This is a genomic window from Collinsella aerofaciens (assembly GCF_028206795.1).
Lineage (GTDB): Bacteria > Actinomycetota > Coriobacteriia > Coriobacteriales > Coriobacteriaceae > Collinsella > Collinsella aerofaciens_AX.
The window spans coordinates 203,293-224,202 of sequence record NZ_JAQLFJ010000003.1; the positions used below are offsets into that span (position 1 = coordinate 203,293).

Here is a 20,910-nt window from a genome sequence, read left to right on the forward strand (position 1 = left end):
ATATTACATAAGTGAATCGGGAGACGGCAGGAATGGCGACACCAGCGCCGTCGCGCCAAACAGAACAGCGCACCCAAAAAGCAGCGTTTCGTAGCTCTCGCCAATACAGAAGGAAAGGGCCACGGGAATCAAAAACGTAAGCCCCAGCGAAACGGTGCTCACCACGCCACCGGCGCTTCCTGCAAGCCCCTCGCGCACCTCGGGCAACATGTAGGGTAGCGACTGAACGACCGGACCGGCGACGGCAGTCGAAACGCCAATCGCAAACATGAGCCCGACAGAAGGCTGAGAGACAAAAGCCTCTCCGGCCCACATAAGGGCACTCCCCGCCATTGCGGCGATGGCCATAAACACGCGATAGTCGCCAAATTGCGCTCGCGCGTAGGGACCGGCCACGCTGCCGACAATCGACCCAAGCGTCACGAAAGAGGCAAGAAGCCCGGCGACCTGGGGTTCGGTTGAAACCTCAAGTGCCGAGACAAGATAACCAGAGTACGCCGTAGCCGATGCAAGGGCGACTCCAAGCAGTATCGCCACGAGCCAAACCATCGGCATCTTGATTACCGTCGCAAACGCACTTGCCGACGACGAAGCAGGCTCCGCACCCTGAACGCCAAGGCCATCTGCAGCCTGCAGAACATCTGCCGATGGCGCAACCAGCAGCCACAGCAATCCAAACACGGCAAATAAAACGGCAGCAAGGGCATATGCTCGTCCGGGCGTTGCAAAGAGAGGAGAGGTTGCAAGCGAGCAGGCGATTCCGCCCGACCCCGCAGCGTAGAACCATCCCATGGCCCTATCGGTTTCTCCGCCAAAAGCAGAACCAAGCACTTTTAGAACGATGGCATTCACGACGCATGGTGCCGCGCCCAGAAGCATGGTCGCCGTGAACAGCGTCGCAAACGATGCGCACTCCGCGCGAGCAGCCGCTGCAATTGCAGAAATCGCCGATGCGATGAATACGAGCACCTTCACGCCATATCGATCGGCGCAAACGCCGACAGGCATGCCGAATACAACGGCAGGAACAAACGGGGCAAACAGGACGGCTGAAAACTCGGCCGAGGTCAGATGCAGGTCCGACACAACCAGATGTGCCAATCCCGACACCTGATACTGCGCGTAGTTCGCAGCAAACACGATGCCGCACACCACAAACAGCAGGGCATATTTTTCGACCGTCCCTTTGCTCACGTTCATCACCCTATCTATGCTTCATCCTTGCGATAGACGACGCGTCCGTTAAAGATCGTCGTCTCGACTTCGAGATCGCGAAGCGCCATCGGGTTCATTTCAAACGGATTGCCCGACAGGATGACGATATCGGCAAGCTTGCCGGCGGCAAGGCTGCCCAAACGGCGCTCAAAGCCCTCGACATATGCTGAGCCGAGCGTGTGCGCTTGCAGCGTCTCGCCGAGCGTCAGGGCATTCTCGCGGAAGTATCCCTCCGCCGGGTGCCCGTCAAACTCGCTACGCGTCACCGCAGCATACACGGTATCGATAGGATCGATTGACATCACCGCAGGCCAGTCAGTACCAAGCCCTAAGTGGATTCCGCCATCGGCCTCTTCCCTATAGCGCCACATGTGGCTCATGCGCTCTTCGCCAAGAGACTCCTCGTACACGCCCTGCCCAAGGCCTCCGATGGGATGCTGCGGCTGAATCGCAGCATTAATGCCCAGGCGCTTCATGCGAGCAATATCCTCGAGCTTCAGGTTATCTGTATGCTCGATAGCAAAACGCGCCCCCTTGTTGCCGCACACCTCCTCGGCACGCTCGACGGCATCGATAATCATCGTGGCCGATGCGTCGCCGATAGCATGGATACGAACATCGAAGCCATTCTTGCTGGCCTCGAGCATCATGCGGTCAAGCGTCTCCTGGTTGCATGCTGGTTCGCCGCGAAAGTCCTTCCCCGTAGGAGCGTTAAGATACGGCTCATGCATGTAGGCCGTGTACGCCTCGGGACAGCCGTCCAAAATGTACTTGAGGCCTGCCATTCGGACGCGCTCGCCGTGATGACGCACACGCAGGGCCTGCGACTCTGACATCGGAGCGTCGAGCGCAGAATAGTAGCTAATACGCAGCGTACTCAGGTCCTCGCTCGCCAGACGGTCATAGATGTCGTACACGCCGGGCGTAGTCACGCCCAAAGGATACATATCACCAATCGAAGTTATGCCGAGCTTGTTGAACTTGCGCATCGACTTGAGCAACGACGCATCAAGGTCCGGCTTATTGAGCACAACATCGAGCAAGATGTTCGTCGCCTGGGGCTCGGACAGAAAGCCATTGGGCTCGCCGTTGTCAAAGTGGCGGATAAGGCCACCTTCAGGCGTCGGGGTATTGCGGTCGATACCGACCGCCCTGAGCGCGGCAGTATTGCACCACACCACGTGCATTGAAAAGTCCGAGAGCACGATTGGGCGGTCGATATCGAGCGCATCGAGGCTGCGGCAATCAGGGTCAGTCGGGTTTTCCCACGCGGGCGAATACCAACCCTGACCGTAAATCCACGGATTGTCAGGATGCTCGGCGGCAAACTTGGCAACAGCATCCACGCAAGCCCGCTCGCTCGGCAGAAACATCAGATCGCAACAGAAGTCTTCATCCTTCTGGATTGAGCCGAGCGCAAAGTGCATGTGCGAATCGTTGAATCCGGGCATGACCAGTTTGTTGCCGGCGTCAATGACCTCGGTATCGGGACCGATAAACGGCTGCACCTTGTCGGGCGAGCCCACAGCCACGATCTCGCTGCCGCGAACTGCAACGCATCCGGCGTGAGGCTCAAGTTCCTCGGCAGTAAACAACGCCGTCGTCTTGAGGACGATATCAGCGGGAACTACCGCCTCCATGGCTACTCACCATCCTTAGCGGCGGCAGCCTGCATGGCCTTGCGGCCGAGCTCGGGCAGGAAGAAAACCGGAACTACGGAAAGCAGGAAGCAGAGGCTCTCGAGACCCATGTTCACAGTGTAGTCGGCACCAGCAACGGCAGAGATACCGATGGGCAGGAAATAGCTCATGAGCAGGGAGATGGTGCCCACGATACCGCCAGCGGAACCGGCATACTTATCACCAATCTCGGGAAGGAGAACAGGCATGGACTGCATAATCGGGCCGTTGATGGCGGTAAAGAAGCCATTGATGACCAAAATCGTCCACAGAAGGAAGCCGACCGGGGTGTACCACGTCACGAACATCGATATGGCACCGATGAGAGTAGTGACGATGAGAAAACCCTTGAACTTTCCAAGCTTATCGCAGAACGCAGGCCCAACGATGCAGCCGAAAAAGCTGCCAACGGTAACAATTGCGGCCATGAAACCAGCAGTGGCGACGTCTATGCCCTTGCCAAGCTGAAGCGCCTGAGGCAGGAAACCGGCATAGGCAGTGGTAGAGGCAAGTCCAAAACCGACGCCGATGGAGATTAGCCACACGCCAGGACTCTTGATAGCAACCTTGAGGTAGTCGAGCACGGGCTCGGGCTCGGGGAGCGATTGCCCCTCGGGCACATCTCGGTCAAGCACAATCCAAAGAACCCAGGAGATGGTCATGACGACAGCAGCGACCATATAAGAGTTAAAGACGCTGCCGAACAAGCCAGCACAGATCTGAGCGACAACGATGGCAACGCACGAAGCCGCGTAGAACAAGCCCATGGCGAAACCAGTCTGTTCACGGAACCAGGTGCCGAGCACCTTGATGAGGTTGGCGTTGAGTGCCGAGATTCCCATGCCAATCAGGAACATCGATGCCATCTGCATCGTGAACGAATCGAGCGTAAAGCAACGGAGAAAACCGCCGGCAACCGAAATTGCGGTGCAAACCGTGACAACTTTCTTAGAACCGATACGGTCACCAAGGGCACCCAGCGGAATTGAGAAGAAAACGGCGGTAAGCATAGGAACGAGGAACAGCATCGAAAAGCCGACGGTATCGATATTGAGCATAGGCATGACCTCGACGGCGAGTGCTGAGACCTGGTACTGCATGTAGTTAGCCATAAAGCACAGCAAGCAAACGACTGAAACAATCGCCCAACGCCATGAAGGAAGCTTCTCTTCCATGATGACTCCTTTAATAAGTCGGAATAATCAAACAGCTTGGAGAACCGGGCCCTGGCTCTTAGGTATTCATATTTTGCGATTGGTCCCTCACCGAAACCATTCGGCTAACGGCTTATCATCATTCGAAAAAAGGAGTAGTATCTCTACGCAAATTAACTAAAATGCCAGCTAAACCACTACGCAATCTCATCGGAGGTCATCTTGAGCTTTTTGTCCGATTCTGAATGGCTCTGCTTAAACGATCTCGTGCTTTCGATTAATTCCATCGACAGCGACCGCGAGTTTCGCTCGACCGTCCTCAAAAAGCTGCGTTTTCTCATCCCCTACGAGTCGGCTGCATTTTTCCTGAGCGACCTTTCCAGGGATCTCGTATCCACCCCGCAAGAATGGAAAACGCGCGTCTTTCTTGACCCTCTTGGCATCGATGTCCCCGCTGGGATGCTCGAGCTCTACACCGAAAAGTACTGGCAGCAGGACATGATCGTCGCCCACCGCAATCTTACGCGCTCGACGGTGCTGCGCGAGTCCGATCAGCTCAGCCCTGGCGATATCGACAGCAGTTATATGAAGGATTATCTTGGCGGCCGCCACGTCGTCAACGTCAGTTTCTTTAATGACGAGGGCTTTTTGGGATCGCTCAATCTTAATCGCAAGAAAGAAGAGGGCGACTTTAGCGATCGCGAAGTTCAAATCCTTGAGCTCATCGAACCACACCTCACGAACCGACTATCAAAATGGCGTGTGCGCGCCGACCGCAGCTCGTCTGAAATCGTATTTGCTCACGACTACGACGTCTCAGCGCGCGAAATCGATGTGTGTCGTTGCGTGTTATCGGGCATGGACAACGCGGCCATCGCCGAAGAGCTCTCCATCAGCACTGGCACCGTTAAAAAGCATCTGGAGAACATCTTTCGAAAAACACAGGTCAACAGCCGCGTTGGGCTCATGGCGCTCCTTCAGCAGTACACGGCGCTCAAGCAGTAAGACCGTTCTCGCCCGCGAACCCACTCACGCCCTATAAAACACGTTGTCGGCAAAGAAGTCGGTCGGCGGCTCCATGCAGGCGATCTCGCCATCAAACATCATGGCGATGTCGTCGGCTACCTGCTCGGCAAAATCCAGGTCGTGCGTTGCCATGATGACGGTGCCGCCAGCCCGCGCATGGTCGCGCAGGGCGCGGGCGATAATGCGGCGGCTGGCCAGGTCCAGACCCTTGGTGGGCTCATCGAGCAATAGCAGTTCGGGGCCGATTAGCAGTAGCTTTGCCAACGCAAGCAGTTGGCGCTGTCCGCCCGAAAGATCGTAGGGGTGGCGCCCATCCAGACCCGACAGCCCCAAGCTCGCCGCACGCTCCCGCGCCAAGTTCTCGTCATATCCGCAGGTCGAGGCCCATTCCATCAGCTCATCGTGAACCGTCTCGGCAACCAGCAATGCTTTGGGGTTCTGAGGCAGCAGCGCCGCCGAGGCCGCTCCGCGCACCATGCGGCCGCGCTGCAGCTTGGCGGTCTTCGCCAGCACCGAGAGCATCGTCGACTTACCGCATCCGTTGCCGCCCACGACCGCATGCACCGCACCGGCCGAAAACGCCACGTCGAGCCCGCGCAGCACCCAACCGCCCGCGCGATCGTAGCGAAACCAGCTCCCTGCCAGGGTGGTAGCCGACCCGCCGTGCATTTTTTGGAGTATTCTGCTCCCATCCGTGCGCGGGAAGGCTTCCGAGCCGTTCTCGAGCGACGTTTGCGCCACAAATTCGGACGATTTGTCCAATTCCGAACTTTTTTTCGCGCTCGATACGTCCCCGGGCGGCTCCAGAGAGCCCAAATTGTCCTCACGCCTGCTGAATACTCCGTTTTTTGCACATCGGACGGCACCCCACCCCAACATGTCGTCGGAAAACAACGATTCTCGGCGTCCCAAAGAAGCCATATCCGCCACCTCGCGCACGCGACCGTCCTCAATCCGGTACGCACACGTCGCATACTCGAGCATTGGACGCGGTTGATGCGTAGCCACAACAACCGTGCAGCCCAACTCACGGTTCACGCGAAACAGCGCGTGCAGAAAATTCTTCTCGGCAACGGGATCGAGCTGAGACGTGGGCTCGTCGAGTAGCAGCACACGCGGACGCAGCGCCAGGACGGCGGCAAGCGACAGCAGCTGCTTGCGGCCGCCCGAAAGCGTATCGGTATCGCGATGAAGCCAGTCCTCCAGACCAAAGAAATAGCTGGTCTCAGCTACGCGACGGCGCATCTCATCACGTGCTAGCCCCAAGTTTTCCAGGCCAAACGCCATCTCGTGCCACACGGTTTCGCACACGATCTGGTTCTCGGGATCCTGGAACACATAGCCCACGCGCTCCGCCGATGCCCGCACGTCCATGTCGGCAACGTTCTCGCCCAGCACGCGCGCATCACCAGTGCGCTCGCCCGCCGGCGCGATCTCGGGCTTGAGCAGCGACAGCAGCGTCGACTTGCCCGAACCGGTACCGCCAACAAGCAGCGCAAATGCACCTTGGGGAACACGCCAATCAAGCCCCTCGAGCACCGGTGCCTCGGCCCCGGGATAGGCAAAACTAAGGCCCTGCACCTCAATCGCCGGAATATCCGGGCCGCACGCCGCGCCCGACACCGGGCCCCTATCCAACCGAGCCATCAGCCAAACCTCTTCTCATCAATCGCGTGCGACGCGCAAGGCAGCATCATCCAGGCAGCGTACACGACATAGCCCCGCCACGGCGCCGGCACCGAGAGCTGCGGATAAAACGAATACTGCGTTGTCGCGGTCCATGCCACCGCCACCGCGGCGGCACCAAACACCGCAAGCCCAGCCAGCGCGGCAACGTCGCTGCGCCCCAGTCGATACCGCGCATACGTCGTACGACGCGTCGCGGCACCCCACCCGCGCGAGCGCATCGCGTCCGCGCGCTCCAGCGAATCTTCCATGCCCCAGCCCATCAACACACTCGATGCCCGCAAACGCGAACGCACGGGGTCGGCCGGCGCGCTGCCCGGCACATCAATCGCATCCTGCACCGCCAGCACCGTACGACCGCGGCGCAAAAACTGCGGGATAAGCCTCATGCACATCGAGATCATGAGCGCAATCACCGGCGCGGCATTGCCCAGCAGCGCGAGTACCTTGTCGTATTCGAGCATCGATGCCGCCGCCTCAAACCACAACACGCTCGCCACAAACAGCCCGCCCATGCACAGGCCGTATACCATGCTCTCCAGATACACCGCGCGCATGCCAATACGGAACAGCTCCGTCGAACCCGAGGCGCTAAACAGCGGATTGAGCAGCGCGACGATCAAAATCACCGGCAGCTGCCAGCGGAGCGCGCCCAGCGTGCGGGCAGCCCCACGCGTCGCAAATCCATACGCCAGCCCGCCTGCGAGCGACAGCGCGATCAGTACCGGCTGCATCGAGAACATAGTGAGCCCCAGCGTCAGCACTATATAGAGTGCCGGCACAGCCGGATGCGACATCGAGAATGCCGCGACGGGCCCGCCGCCAAACTCCTCTCGTATGTTATCCACGGGCACCCCCGTTCCCTCGCTCAAACAACAGCTCCGCAGCACCGCCAACGCCGCACGCACGCAGTGCAAACGCCACGCCGGCGGCGCAAGCCTCAACCGCCGCAAACCAATCGTTACGCGCTCGTCATATGCCTGCGGTATCATATTGCGCCGTGTATCGTTTCCAAACACACGTCTCTATAACGTAACAGGAGATCACATGGACGCAACCGCAATTATCCTCGCTGCCGGCGAGGGCACCCGCATGAAGTCGAACCACTGCAAGGTTTCGCACAAGATCCTGGGTAAGCCCATGGTCCAGTGGATCGTCGACGCTACCATCAAGGCCGGCTGCAGCCGCGTCGTGGTCGTCATCGGCAGCCACGCCGACGAGATGCGCGCCCTCATCGACGGCGCCTACGCCAACAGCGCCACCAAGGTCGAGTGCGTCGAGCAGACCGAGCGCCTGGGCACCGGCCACGCCGTAAAGGTCGCGCTCGAGGCCTGCGGCATCACGCAAGGCCCCGTCGTCGTGCTCAACGGCGACCTGCCGCTCATCACCGCCGACACCGTCGCCAAGTTCGCGCAAACCGTCGCCACCGGCGAGCTCGCCTGCACCGTCATGACCATGACCCCGCCCGATCCTTTCGGCTACGGCCGCATCAAGCTGGGCGCCGATGGTCAGATCGAGCGCATCATCGAGCAGAAGGACTGCACGCCCGAGCAGGCCGCCACGCTGCTCGAGTGCAACGCCGGCTGCTACGCATTTGACGGCACGCAGCTCGCCGCCCACATCAACGAGATCGGCAACGACAACGCGCAATCCGAGTACTACCTGCCCGACATGCTCGAGATCCTCAAAGGCCACGGCCAGGCTGTCTCCATCTTCCACTGCGACGACTACCGCGACGGCCTGGGCGTCAACAGCCGCATCCAGCTCGCACAGCTCACCGCCATCGCGCGCGACCGCATCAACGAGCACTGGATGGCCGAGGGCGTTACCTTCATCGACCCCACACAGGCCTGGATCGGCCCCGATGCCGTTATCGGCCGCGATACCGTCGTGTGGCCGCAGACGCACCTGATCGGCCACGTCACCGTGGGCGAGGAGTGCCAGCTCGGTCCCAACAGCCGCCTCACCGACACCACCGTCGGCAGCGGCTGCACCATCGATGAGACCATCGCCATTGAGGCCGTCATCGAGAACGGCGTCGACTGCGGCCCGCGCGCCTACCTGCGCCCGGGCACCCACATGCTCGACGGCTCCAAGGCCGGCACGCACGTGGAGATCAAGAAGTCCACGATCGGCGAGGGTTCCAAGGTGCCCCACCTGTCCTACATCGGCGACACCACCATGGGCTCCGGCGTCAACGTGGGCGCGGGCTCCATCACCTGCAACTACGATGGCGTGCACAAGCACAAGACCGTCATCGGCAAGGACGCCTTCATTGGCTCCGACACCATGATGGTCGCGCCCGCCCAGATCGGCGACGGTGCACTCGTGGCCGCCGGCTCCGTCATCACCGAGCCGGTCCCGGCAGACGCGCTCGGTCTGGGCCGCGCCCGTCAGGTAAATATTGAGGGCTGGGCCGCCGATTACCGCCGCCGCCTGCACGAGGACGACGAGGTATAACGTTTTACCAAGCACAAAAGGAGCTGCTCCATGGGGGCGGCTCCTTTTTCTATCGTGACCTGCGCAACCGGATGAGTGGTCGGTTCGTGTCCGTTGGCGGTAAAGACGTTATCAGGACCCGATAAACCCCGCCGCGCGGTTACAATGCAACAAGGCATCTATATGGCATTCGATGTATAAAGGAGAAGGGTAATGCCGATTAATGATCCCGAGAAGTCGGAGAATATGCGCAAGTCCATCCGCGTGTATTCCGGTTCCTCCAACCGTCCCCTCGCTCAGAAGATTGCTGAGTACCTTGGGGTCGAGCTTTCGGGCCTTACGCTAAAGCAGTTCGCCAATGGTGAGATTTACGCCCGCTACGACGAGACCGTCCGCGGCGCCGACGTCTTCCTGATTCAGTCCGTGGCCGGCGGCAACGTCAACGACATGCTCATGGAGCTGCTCATCGCCACCGACGCTGCCAAGCGCGCATCCGCCCGCTCCATCACCGCCGTTATCACCCACTACGGCTATGCCCGCCAGGACCGCAAGGCCGGCCCGCGCGAGCCCATCACCGCCCGCCTTGTCGCCAACCTACTCGAGCGTGCCGGCGTCAACCGCATCATCACCCTCGACCTGCACCAAGGCCAGATCCAGGGCTTCTTCGATATCCCGGTTAACCACCTGTCCGCACTGCCGCTGTTTGGCCAGTACTACAACGACATGCACTTCGACACCGACAACCTGGTTGTCGTCTCCCCCGACGTGGGTCGCGCCAAGGCCGCCAAGAAGCTGTCCGACATGCTCGGCTGCGACCTGGCCATCGCCCACAAGGGCCGTCCGCGCCACAACGCCGCCGAGGTCATGGGCATCATCGGTGACATCAAGGGCAAGACCTGCATCATCAACGATGACATGATCGACACCGCTGGCACCCTGTGCGCCAACGTCAAGGAGCTCAAGGCTATGGGCGCCGGCGACATCTACGTCTGCGCCACCCACGGCATCTTCTCCGGTCCGGCCATCGAGCGCCTGAACGATGCCCCCATCGTCGAGTGCGTCGTCACCGACGCCATCCCCGTCGAGGTCGGCGGCAAGATCAAGACTATCTCGGTCGCCGAGGAGTTCGCTCAGGCCATCTCCGCCGTTTACCACGAGGAGCCCGTCTCCACGCTCGTCGGCGGCGACTTCGCGCTGTAGTCGCTTGACCCTCGCATCCCACCGGAAGCCCGGTAGGCCTGCGGGGTTATCACGCCGACGTCCTCGCCGCTTCGCGGCTGCGGGATGTCGGCTTAGATAACCCCTCCCGGCCTACCGGGCTTCCTGCTGTCTCGGGGCAGCTGTTTTCTGAAATGACTTTGCCGTGCCCTTTCCTCGCCTTCGGCGGGCGTGGTAGCCTTTGTCGTTGAACGAACTTCTTATGTAACGAAAGGAAGCCTATGGCAGCTGCACAGCCGCTTAAGATTCGCATGGTTGCCGGGCTTGGCAACCCGGGTGAGGAATATGCCGAGACCCGCCACAACGCCGGCTTTAAGGCGATCGATGAGCTGGCCCGTCAGGCCGGTGTCACGTACTGGAAAAACCAGGCCGGCACCGAGGTCGCGCTCATCAACATCAACGATCCCGAGGAAGAGGGCGGTAAGCGCCAGATTGTACTGGTCAAGCCGCAGTCGTACATGAACACCTCGGGCGGGCCCATCTCCAAGCTCTGCCGCGAGTACAAGATCAAGGCCGAGGAGCTGCTCGTGATCCACGACGAGCTCGACATTCCCGCCGGCGACGTACGTGTTAAGGTGGGCGGTGGCCACGCCGGTCACAACGGCCTGCGCTCCATCATCGACAAGATGGGCAGCCGCGACTTTAGCCGTATCCGCACCGGCATCGGCAACCCTCCCGGCAAAATGCCCGTGGCAGACTACGTGCTCAAGCAGCTGCGCGCCCGCGAGGCCGAGGACTTCCAGGACACCTGTGCCCGCGCCGCAGACGCCGCCGGTCTGGCCATCGTCCACGGCGTAATCTACGCCCGCGATCACGTAAACGGCGCCGCTTCCGCCAACGGCAAGCACTAGAACCTACTATTTAGGGACAGGTTTATTTTGGCAGGTTCTATATGCGGAAACACCGCAGCGGCCGCACCGCAATAAACACGCTGCCACCATACATGCATAACGCCCCAAAGGGGGCCGGCCTCGACGAAGCGCGAGTCCGGCCCCCTTTGCCGTTTTGCCTGATAAAACCGACCAAAATAAACCTGTCCCTATTTGGTAGGTCGAAGTGGATAAACCCTTTTCCCAACCGCCGAAGACACACGTAAACAGCATGTCCATGAGGGTATAATTTGCACCGTATGTCTGCACAACGCCTGTGCGCGTACGGTTTTACTCGGGCTACCGTCCATTTCCGTGGAGGCACGGTTCGGCGGCCCTAACAAGAGAGGGGTTCTATGTATAAGATCCTGGAGAAGACGCAGTTCTCGGAGAAGGTGTTCAAGTTCCGCATCGAGGCGCCCGCAATCGCCAAGCATGCGCACGCTGGACAGTTCCTCATGGTTCGCGCCAACGAGACGGGCGAGCGCGTCCCGTTTACCCTGGCCGGCTGGAACGGTGACGAGGGCTGGGTCGAGTTCATCTTCATGGTGATCGGCAAGACCACCGAGATGCTTTCCACCTACGAGGCCGGCGAGTCACTGCGCGACGTCGTGGGCCCGCTGGGCGTTCCCACCGAGATGGCCGAGGGCCCCTGCGCCGTCATTGGCGGCGGCGTCGGCCTGGCAATTGCCTTCCCGGTCGCCAAGCACCTGGTCGAGACCGGTCACGAAGTTCACGCCATCATGGGCGCCCGCACCAAGGACCTCCTGCTCATGGAGGACCAGTTCCGCGAGCTCCTCGACGAGGACCACATCCACATCACCACCGACGACGGCTCCTACGGCGAGCAGGGTGTTGTCACCGCTCCGCTGGAGCGCCTGCTGCAGGACAAGGCCGTGAGCCAGGTCTTCTGCGTCGGCCCCGTTCCGATGATGAAGTTCTCGACCCTCACCGCCCAGAAGTACGACACCCCCATCACCGCGTCGCTCAACCCCATCATGGTTGACGGCACCGGCATGTGCGGCTGCTGCCGCGTCGAGGTGGGCGGCGTGACCAAGTTCGCTTGCGTCGACGGCCCCGACTTCGATGCCACCCTGGTCGACTGGGATGACCTTCGTGCCCGCCAGGCCGCTTACCGTTCCGAAGAGGGCGAGTCCCTCAAGGCCTATGAGGAAAAGAGCTGCGCATGCCACTAGTTAACGGTCGTTTCGTTGCCGATATGAAGTCGCCCCGCACCCCCGATAACGAGGAGCCGGCTGCCGAGCGCGCCTGCGACTTCCGCCCCGTCGACAAGGGCTTCACCGAGGAGATGGCGCTGGCCGAGGCCGAGCGCTGCCTCAACTGCAAGAAGCCGTTCTGTGTTGAGGGCTGCCCCGTCAACATCAACATCCCCCGCTTTATCGAGCAGATCCGCGAGAAGGACTTCGGCGGCGCTCTCGATACCATCCGCGAGGACTCCATGCTTCCCGCCATCTGCGGTCGCGTCTGCCCGCAGGAGAACCAGTGCGAGGGCAAGTGCATCCGTGGTAAGAAGTCCGAGCCCGTGGCCATCGGCCAGCTCGAGCGCTTCCTGGGTGATCGCCCCGAGCTCGCCTCCACGCCCAAGATGGCCCCCAAGAACGGCAAGAAGGTCGCCGTCGTCGGCTCCGGCCCGTCCGGCATCACCTGCGCCGGCGAGCTCGCCCGCAACGGCTTTGACGTTACCGTCTTCGAGGCATTCTTCACCGGCGGCGGCGTGCTGGTCTACGGCATCCCCGAGTTCCGTCTGCCCAAGGCAGTCGTCAAGCGCGAGATTGACGGCATGGAGGACATGGGCGTCAAGTTTGAGTACAACTCCGTCGTGGGCAATATGGCCACGGCCGAGGAGCTGTTCGAGCAGGGCTTCGACGCCATCTACGTGGCGACCGGCGCAGGCCTGCCCAAGTTCCTCAACGTCCCCGGCGAGAACCTGCCCAACGTCTTCTTCGCTAACGAGTACCTCACCCGCGTGAACCTGATGAAGGCCAACAAGTTCCCCGAGTACGACACCCCCACCAAGCACGGCAAGAACGTCGTCGTCTTTGGCGGCGGCAACGTGGCTATGGACGCTGTCCGTACCGCCAAGCGTCTGGGCGCCGAGCACGCCATCATCGCCTACCGTCGTACCGAGGACGAGATGCCCTGCCGTCGCGCCGAGCTGCACCATGCTAAGGCCGAGGGCGTCGAGGTTCTGCCGCTCGTCTCCCCGCTCGAGTTTGTCGCTGGCGAAGACGGCTCCGTGTGCGCCGTCAAGGTCCAGAAGATGGAGCTCGGCGAGCCTGACGAGTCCGGCCGTCGCCGCCCGGTGCCCATCGAGGGCGCCATCGAGGAGATCCCCTGCGACGTCGCGATCTCGGCTATCGGCACCAACGCCAACCCCTTCGCAAAGAAGATCGGCGGCAAGATGGAGCTCAACAAGTGGGGCTACATCGTCGCCGACGAGGAGACCGGCCAGACCACCGATCCCCGCATCTGGGCCGGCGGCGACATCGTCACCGGTGCCGCTACGGTCATTCTGGCGATGGGCGCCGGCAAGAAGGCCGCTGCCTCCATCACCAAGAGCCTGCTGGGCGAGTAATCACCCTCAGCGCTAGCCATTAAACGGCAAAGTCCCCGTCGAGCACACGCCCGGCGGGGACTTTTTCTATGTCAGCCAACCGACCGCCACAAAGGGGACATGCACCTTTGTGGCGGTCGGGGACTTGGCCGGTCGTTTTGTCTCAATCTGTAACACCTGGAGCCCGTTGAGCCTTGTAGTTGTTACAGATCGAGATATTGCTCCAACCGCCTCCGCTTTGTCTCAATCTGTAACAGTTAGAGATCAAATACCTCGCTACGTGTTACAGATCGAGACATTAGGTTGGCGAACATCTGCCTGTTCATCTCAATCTGTAACACCTGGAGCCGTTTTGGGCAGCTTGGTGTTACAGATCGAGATTTTGCATAAGCCGAGGATAGGCACCGTCACCAAAACCTAGCGCTTGCGACGCTTGGTCGCGGCGGTGCCGGCGGCGGCTACGGTTGCGCCGGCGATGCCCAGGGCGGCGACCGCCATCGCGGCGGAGTCACCCGTGCTGGCGAGCTCCGTGCCGCTGGACTTCTTGCCGTTCTTGCCCTTACCCTTGGACTTGTTCGTCGTCACCGTGGTCGTCGTCGAAGTCAAACTGCCCGCAGGGACCCCGGCGCCACCAGAGCCATCCGCACCGCCACCCTGCTCGCCGCCGCCAGGCGTCGGCTTGGGCTCGGGCTCCGGCTTGGGCTCGGGTGTCGCCTCATCGGTCACCGTAATCGTAATGTTCAGACGCTCGGAATACTCACTGTACGACATGCCAGGGCGCTGTGCCGCAATGCGCACATACATGTTGCTATCGAGCGCAATAGGCTCGGTGTACTTTACGCGGCCTTCGTCACGGCAGGGGCAGGTGTCGTTAGTCGTGTACCAAATCGTCGTGCCATCCTCGGCCGAAAGCTCCAGCTTCGTGCCCTTGGGCACCGTAATGTAGTTCTCCTTGGGCGACCATGCACCAAACGTCGTCGCACCAAACGTCGCCACCGGTCGCGCCGGTCGCACTGCCTCGGCAGACACGCGAACGTCGACTTGCTTGGATAGCGCCGCGCCGTCCACCGCCGCCGTCAACGTCGTCAAACCGGGCAGAGCACCATGCAGCACAAACGTCGCCGCGCCGTCCTCGCCCGTCACGGCCTGGGTGGCATCGACAGAGCAGATAGCCGAGGACTCCAGCCCAACACTAACCTTGGCGCCCGCAAACGGCTTGCCCGCCTTATCGGTCACATGCGCCACCAGCTCAAAATCACTGCCCTCAAGCATGGTCACAGCCTGCTCCACGTTGAGCTTGAGCTTGTCGGCACGAACGCCCACGACAAGCTCGCCACTTGCCCAGCGCGCCATGGCCGTGCCGGCGTAGTTGCGAGCACCGTCGAGCTCAAACGCCACCGTCGAGCCTGCCTCACACGCATCGGCATAGCGAATACGCAGCACGCGCGACAGCGGCTTGCCATTGGGATCGCCCTGCTTGTCGAGCCACGTATACGTCACGTCGCCCAAGCCCTGCGCGCACAATGCGGCCAGGGCATCGTCGCTCGCATCCATATACTGCGTAAACTCAACCTCGACGCAATCGGTATAGGCATGGGCCGAAGCCACCTCGGGCGCCGCCGTCGACACCAAGCCAATGTTCACCTCAGTCTGAATCGGCGGCACGCGCAGCCAAGCCGAACGCGCCTCCTCATACCCGTCCTTGGTCACGCGCACCTGATACCAGCCGGTCGGCGTATTCCAGTTGTACGCACCGTCCGCACCCGTTGCAAGTGGGTTGTCCTGCTCATACTCCTCGGCATCCCAAAGCGCTGCATTGGTACCGGCCGCATCGTCGGCGCTCCACAGCTCAACCGTTGCGCCCTCGACCGTATTGGACAGCAGGCCCTCGTACACCACGCCCGCAGGGTCGGGTGCAGCCTTGGCAGCCACATTGCGATAACGCGCCTCAAAGATCGACTGCATCTTCTCGTCCGAGATCAAGCCGTCCTTGTTGGCGTTATAGACCTCGGCGTCGGTCAGCTCGCCCCAGTTGACCGTAATACGATTCTGGCATGCGCGCTCCACCTGCTCGCAGGCAACATCGTAGGCGCATTCGGCATTGGTCAGCTTAATCGCGCGCTCCGAACCTACGCTGGTCGAAGCCGCGTCATAGGCAGCGCCCACCACAGTACCCGCCGAACCGGCCGTCAGCACGCCGGCGATTGTCATAATGGAGCCCACCGCCACATCGGTGCTGTCGTGGCAGAGCTGGCGATACAGCAGATCCTCAAACGCACGCGCCTTCTCCATGGCGTCGCGCAGCGCGTAAATGCACTTCCAGTCGTCCTCGGTCTTCTCGGGCTTGGCAAGCAAGCGCGTATGCTGAAGCTCATAGCCCTCGCGCTCGCCCTTCACCTTCTGCATACGAACGTTCACGTTCTCCCAGTTCTTGCTGGCATCGTTCACGCCGTAAATGCCGGTAAAGATGCCGATGCCCTGGGTCGCCGCGGGAAACGCCTGGCCGGCCGCCTTCCACGCATCGGTCTTAAAGACCTGTCCGAACATCTCGCACTCAATCTTATAGCTCTTGAGTGAGCGAATCGTGCGGATGAGCTTCATATGGGCGCTCACGTCGCCGTTGCGCTTCCAAGCCATAAGCCAGCCGCGAATCGTAGAGTTATTGAGGCTATGGACCACATTCCAGTTGTCGTACAGGTTGTCCAGGATGTCGCACTGCATGGCGATCGAGTTAAACAGAAGCGCCTGGTTCTTGTTGTTATTGGAGTTCTCGATAAACTCCGACTCGATATAGGCCGTCTGCTCGCCATCGGGCGCGGCGACCTTAAAGCCCTTGACGGTATCGTCGTCAGCCGCCTTGTAGCTCAGCGAGCTGCCGAGCGCCTGGCCCAAATCGTTAAACCCGCTCGTCGACTGGCCGTTGTACTCGCTGGCCTTAATGCCCGCACACTTGTTGAGCGCCGCAGCGGTTGCGTCATTCCAGCTTCCGTATTGGTTGAGCTGGCCGATACCCATCGACTGACCCACCAGATCCTCGGCCTGCTGGGCAATAAACTCCGCTCGCGACGCATGGTCGACAAGTTCCTTGATGGCCGCCGCGTCCGCCGCATTTGCACCCTGAGCCGACGCGAGCTCCTGGTACCAATCCTCGCCGGTGCCATACGTGTCCTCAAAGATCATCTTGTCCACATTGACGCCGTAGCTGTCGCCCTGCTGGGTTAGCAGCGCCGACGACCCGCCGACCGCGGCCTTGAGCTCGGCGGCAAACTGCGCGGCCTCGTCGTTGCCAGCATCATCACCCTCGCCGTCGCTGGCGGCGGGGGCGCGACGAGCCTTGCGGGCAGCTCCACCTTGGGCTTCGCCCTCTTTACCGCCCTTCTCTTCCTCGGCAAACGCATCGGCGACCATCTGGTCAATCGCGTCGTTAAAGGCCTCGTCGACATCATTAAACGAGTTATCCATCATATACTCGTGCCACTGCTGCACGGCATTCGAGAACTCCTGCTGGCGCTCCTCGGCCGCGGCGGAATGCTTTTTGGCCGAAGCGTTGGCATCAAAACTCAGCATGGTCATAAGCTGGGCATTGGAGATGCGGTAGGTCTGCGGCATAAAGATCTGCTCAAAGTTTCCGCAGTTCACATAGGTCGAGTCATTCGCCTTGTTAAACTCGTCGAGCAGCTTAAGGTAACCCTCGTCCACATACTCCGCTACATAGCGCACACGGGTGCCCTCGCGCGACTTTTGAGTCAGAGGAATCGTCACCGTCTTGCCATCCGCGCAGTCCACGTACAGGTCGAGCGTGTCGGCGGCCTCTTCGTTTCCCACCTCGAGCGTGATGTCAAAGGTCCAGTAGGCGTTCTTCTTTTGCGGCAGATGATGGAAGGTCCACAGGCTCTTGCCGGTGTCCTTGCCGTCCTTGACCAGGTTTTGCGTACCGCCACGATACGTCACATCAAAGTTCCAGACCGAAGCGCCCGGAACATAGCGCACATAGTTGCGAGCCGTCACCTCTGCGGCAGCAGCGGCGACGTCGGTCGAGCCCACGCGCGCCTCGAGCGTCACGCGCTCGGCGGCAAGCGTATCCTGCGGCAGGTCGTATTCAATCTTGGCACGGCCGAGTTTATTGGTCTTGCCAGTGTACTTTGCGGCCGAGGCGCCCGCGCCCACGGTAAGCTGCACGCTTTTGCCGGGCGCCGCATAAACGTAGGCCACATTGCCCAGCAGGCTGTGGACGTCGGTGCTGTCGACCTCGATGCGCGATCCGCTAACCTCGAGCGTGGTGCTTCCCAGCGGCAATGTCACCTCGCCCAGCGTAATAAGCGGCGAGATAGCAAAGATGCCCGCGGCCTTAGGCTTAAAGCGCACAAACACATCGGCGCCCATGCCCTTCTTCATATCGAGAACGAGGTTGTCGCCCTCCCACGTCGCGTCAGTCCACCATGTACGGGAGCTATCACCGGGATCGCGAGAGCCTGCGGACACATCCTCGACGGCATCCTTGGCCAGCGGAATCTCAATCTTGGCAGCCTGGCTGTCCTTGAGCTCGTAATGAATGCGCAGCTCGGTCTCCACGCCAACGACCGCGGACGAATCAGCAATAACCGAGCCCGCCGTCAGCCCGCGCTCGGCACGATAGGCCTCCACGTCAAACGTCGGCACGTCGAGCGTCACGTCGAGCTGTTTGCCGTCCTCAATCTTCACCTGCTTTTGCGCGATATGCTTACCCACGGTCAGCCCTAGCCGGCTAAACGTGGAATAGCTCGTCGCTTGAATGTCGTAGCTCGTCTTGTTAAAGGCGACGATGGTGTACGAACCGGCCTTAAGGCGCGGCGTCTCGGCCTTCATGATAGGCGTGGTGCCATCGTCTTCGTAACCCATCAGATAGGTGACGCCGTCGGCGACTAGCTTGCCGTCGGATGTACGGAACACCAGCACGCGGTTGGCTCCCTGGTAGTCGCCCTTGGTCGTGACCGTCGCCGTACCCCAAGGCTTCAAGTCGATATCGACCTTACCGGCCGAGGGCTTCACCGTCGCCGTCGCCCCACCCAGCTTGAGGCTGTCTTTGGGCTCGAGCGTTATCTCCAGATCCTGGTCCGCGTCGGCAATGGCCTGCGACACCACGAGTGCCGTGCCCTGGATACGGAAGTCGTTTTCCTTGTCACCCTTGGCAGGCTTAAGCGTCTTGCCGCCGCTCTTCACCGTCAGATCGATGTTATCGAGACTATCGAGCTCAATGCGCTCGGTCTTATCCTGGCCCACAATCGGTTCAAGATAGCCCACGTTGAGCTCAATCGCACGCGAGGACGGAATCTTGGTAAAGTCCTCCGCCTTAATCTCTCCGATATTCCATGTGCCCGTCATCTGGTCGCCCGGGCGCGCCAGCACCATGTCATAGTAACCGCTGAGCGAAATGCGCAGGGTGGCTGCTGTCTTGGAGAGAGCGTCCGCTGTAAAGCTGCCGTCATCGCCAACCGCCAGCGGCGTGGACTGCCCCGCCTGCACGAGTGTAGCCGTCGCGTTCTGGGGAAGTTTGCCCGTCACCTGGGCCGCCTCGCCCATCCACTCAAACGTGTAGGCAGGCTTCGAGGAATCGACGGAGTCCTTGCGATCGGCCACGGCATCGGCAAGCTTTTTGACCATCGAGGGGTTGCCAGCCGAATCGGTCGCATAGGCATAGATGGTCTGGCCTTCACTAAAGGGAATCGCATACGTTACGCCATCGATTGTCACGCGCTCATTATAGTCGCCCGGATAGCCCGCCTCACCAAACTGAAGATCGGGGTTCATCACGCGCAGGGCAACGGCATTATGGTTCGTCTCGTTTCCGTATCTCGTGTTCTCAAAAGCTCCCCACTCTATCATTTCCACGCTTTTGGGTAGCACAATCTCTTTGCCGACAATCGCAGGATCAAGAGAGGCGAACGCGAGCGCCCCGATAGATTTGACACCATCGCCAATCGTCACCGACGACACAAAGGAGCACCCACAAAATGCATAGTGCCCGATCCGCTCCACCGTGCCCGGCACATTGATCTGCGTAAAGGTGAGTACCGTTGTATCCGAGACATAGAACTGTGGCACGCCACAATAGGCGAATGCAAGATAGTCGATAGTTTTGACCGAAGGCGGCAGCGTTGCCACCACATTGTCGTCAAGTTGTTCACATTCCTTAAAGGCCTGCTCGGGAATCGTGGTAAAGGCCGCGTTGTTGGGCCAGGTTACCGTTTGGAGCGTCTTGCTTTTGTAGAATGCATAGCTCTTGAGCTCCTCGACCGAATCGGGCAGTGCGATCTCTTTGATGCTGCTGCCGCCCAAGCCGCCAACCGAGCGGACATGCGAATTAGGGGCGAAGGTGATCGATGTGAGCGCAGCGTTTCCCATACCCGTAAGGCTCACGACATTTTTGTCGTCGATGGTCGAGGGCACCTCCAACGTGGTAATGCCCGCGTCGCCATACTCGATAGAAATTTCGTTGGTGAGGCTATCAATCGAGAAGTAGTACTGCGCGGGGGTCTGCTCGCCGGCCACGTAGCCATCGTCGTATTCGTCCTTTACGCCCGTGGCGCCCTTCGAGGTTGCCCAGAGTTCAAGTTCCTCGTTCCAGGTCGCCTCGGTGCCGGAAGCCTCCTCTTGCTTTTGCTGCTCGGCGAGCTCCTTGCCCTCGACAAGATCGGTGGCAAGCGTACCCGCAGGTGTGCTCTCGGTCTGTCCGGCGCCCGTCAGGCCCGCCGCCGATGCAATCTCGGAGGCCGGGGGCGTAGGGGTGTCACCGGCCTCGAGCGCTGTGGGGTCGGCAGCGCCGGCATCGGGCGCGGGGTCGGCGGCGTTGGCGGCATCGGCATCGGGCGCGGCGTCGGCGGGGTCGGCGGCGTCTACTTGGTCGACATCCGTCTGCACAAAGGTGCTATCGGTGGTGAGTGCCTCAGCAAACGCGCCCACAGGCAACGAGCCCGTCACCATAGTGAGGGTCACCGCGGCAATGGTCAGGCGGCGGCAAAGCGCTCGAACAGTAGTCCACCTCATGGTCGTTCCTTTCCTGCAAACCAAAA

Annotated in this window: 12 protein-coding genes; 6 read left to right on the forward strand and 6 right to left on the reverse strand. The window is 60.7% G+C overall.

Annotated features, from left to right (window positions below):
- Window positions 1-3 precede the first annotated feature (3 nt).
- Genes PMX70_RS03195 through PMX70_RS03205 form a run of 3 tightly spaced genes read right to left on the reverse strand, consistent with a single transcriptional unit; the run spans window position 4 to window position 4,069 of the window.
- The gene (locus PMX70_RS03195; RefSeq protein ID WP_271742858.1) at window positions 4-1,194 is read right to left on the reverse strand and encodes an MFS transporter; all 1,191 of its coding nucleotides are present in this window, start codon (window positions 1,192-1,194) and stop codon (window positions 4-6) included.
- A 14-nt stretch (window positions 1,195-1,208) separates the two neighbouring features.
- Window positions 1,209-2,855, reverse strand: coding sequence for an amidohydrolase (locus tag PMX70_RS03200; protein WP_271742859.1), 1,647 nt, complete (start codon window positions 2,853-2,855; stop codon window positions 1,209-1,211).
- Window positions 2,856-2,857: 2 nt separating this feature from the next.
- Window positions 2,858-4,069, reverse strand: a complete 1,212-nt coding sequence (locus PMX70_RS03205; RefSeq protein WP_117843017.1) for an MFS transporter — start codon at window positions 4,067-4,069, stop codon at window positions 2,858-2,860.
- 210 nt (window positions 4,070-4,279) lie between these two features.
- Here PMX70_RS03205 and PMX70_RS03210 point away from each other — a divergent pair, with 210 nt between their 5' ends.
- The gene (locus PMX70_RS03210; protein ID WP_124785727.1) at window positions 4,280-5,053 is read left to right on the forward strand and encodes a helix-turn-helix transcriptional regulator; all 774 of its coding nucleotides are present in this window, start codon (window positions 4,280-4,282) and stop codon (window positions 5,051-5,053) included.
- Between the two features lie 24 nt (window positions 5,054-5,077).
- Here the strand turns inward: PMX70_RS03210 and PMX70_RS03215 are convergent, their stop codons facing one another.
- Window positions 5,078-6,721 carry an ABC transporter ATP-binding protein gene (locus tag PMX70_RS03215; protein ID WP_271742860.1) on the reverse strand — a complete coding sequence of 548 codons (1,644 nt, stop codon included), beginning with the start codon at window positions 6,719-6,721 and terminating at the stop codon, window positions 5,078-5,080.
- Complete coding sequence (locus PMX70_RS03220) at window positions 6,721-7,608, reverse strand: energy-coupling factor transporter transmembrane component T (protein ID WP_231500817.1); 888 nt, start codon at window positions 7,606-7,608, stop codon at window positions 6,721-6,723. The genes PMX70_RS03215 and PMX70_RS03220 overlap by 1 nt, the downstream gene beginning before the upstream one ends.
- 199 nt (window positions 7,609-7,807) lie before the next feature.
- Between PMX70_RS03220 and glmU the strand changes: the two genes are divergently transcribed.
- From glmU to gltA, 5 genes are all read left to right on the forward strand, one after another.
- On the forward strand, window positions 7,808-9,220 hold the full coding sequence (gene glmU / locus PMX70_RS03225; protein WP_117646163.1) for a bifunctional UDP-N-acetylglucosamine diphosphorylase/glucosamine-1-phosphate N-acetyltransferase GlmU: 1,413 nt from the start codon (window positions 7,808-7,810) through the stop codon (window positions 9,218-9,220).
- A gap of 192 nt (window positions 9,221-9,412) precedes the next feature.
- Complete coding sequence (locus tag PMX70_RS03230; RefSeq protein ID WP_089573682.1) at window positions 9,413-10,399, forward strand: ribose-phosphate diphosphokinase; 987 nt, start codon at window positions 9,413-9,415, stop codon at window positions 10,397-10,399.
- Between the two features lie 239 nt (window positions 10,400-10,638).
- The gene (gene pth, locus PMX70_RS03235) at window positions 10,639-11,268 is read left to right on the forward strand and encodes an aminoacyl-tRNA hydrolase (protein WP_271742861.1); all 630 of its coding nucleotides are present in this window, start codon (window positions 10,639-10,641) and stop codon (window positions 11,266-11,268) included.
- Window positions 11,269-11,642: 374 nt separating this feature from the next.
- Window positions 11,643-12,482 carry a sulfide/dihydroorotate dehydrogenase-like FAD/NAD-binding protein gene (locus PMX70_RS03240; protein ID WP_006235793.1) on the forward strand — a complete coding sequence of 280 codons (840 nt, stop codon included), beginning with the start codon at window positions 11,643-11,645 and terminating at the stop codon, window positions 12,480-12,482.
- Window positions 12,473-13,882 (forward strand): NADPH-dependent glutamate synthase, encoded by a 1,410-nt coding sequence (gene gltA, locus PMX70_RS03245; protein WP_271742862.1) that lies wholly within the window; start codon window positions 12,473-12,475, stop codon window positions 13,880-13,882. The genes PMX70_RS03240 and gltA overlap by 10 nt, the downstream gene beginning before the upstream one ends.
- Window positions 13,883-14,278: 396 nt before the next feature.
- Here gltA and PMX70_RS03250 read toward each other — a convergent pair whose 3' ends face one another.
- A complete protein-coding gene (locus PMX70_RS03250; protein ID WP_271742863.1) occupies window positions 14,279-20,884 on the reverse strand; it encodes a leucine-rich repeat protein in 6,606 nt (2,201 codons plus the stop codon).
- Window positions 20,885-20,910 lie beyond the last annotated feature (26 nt).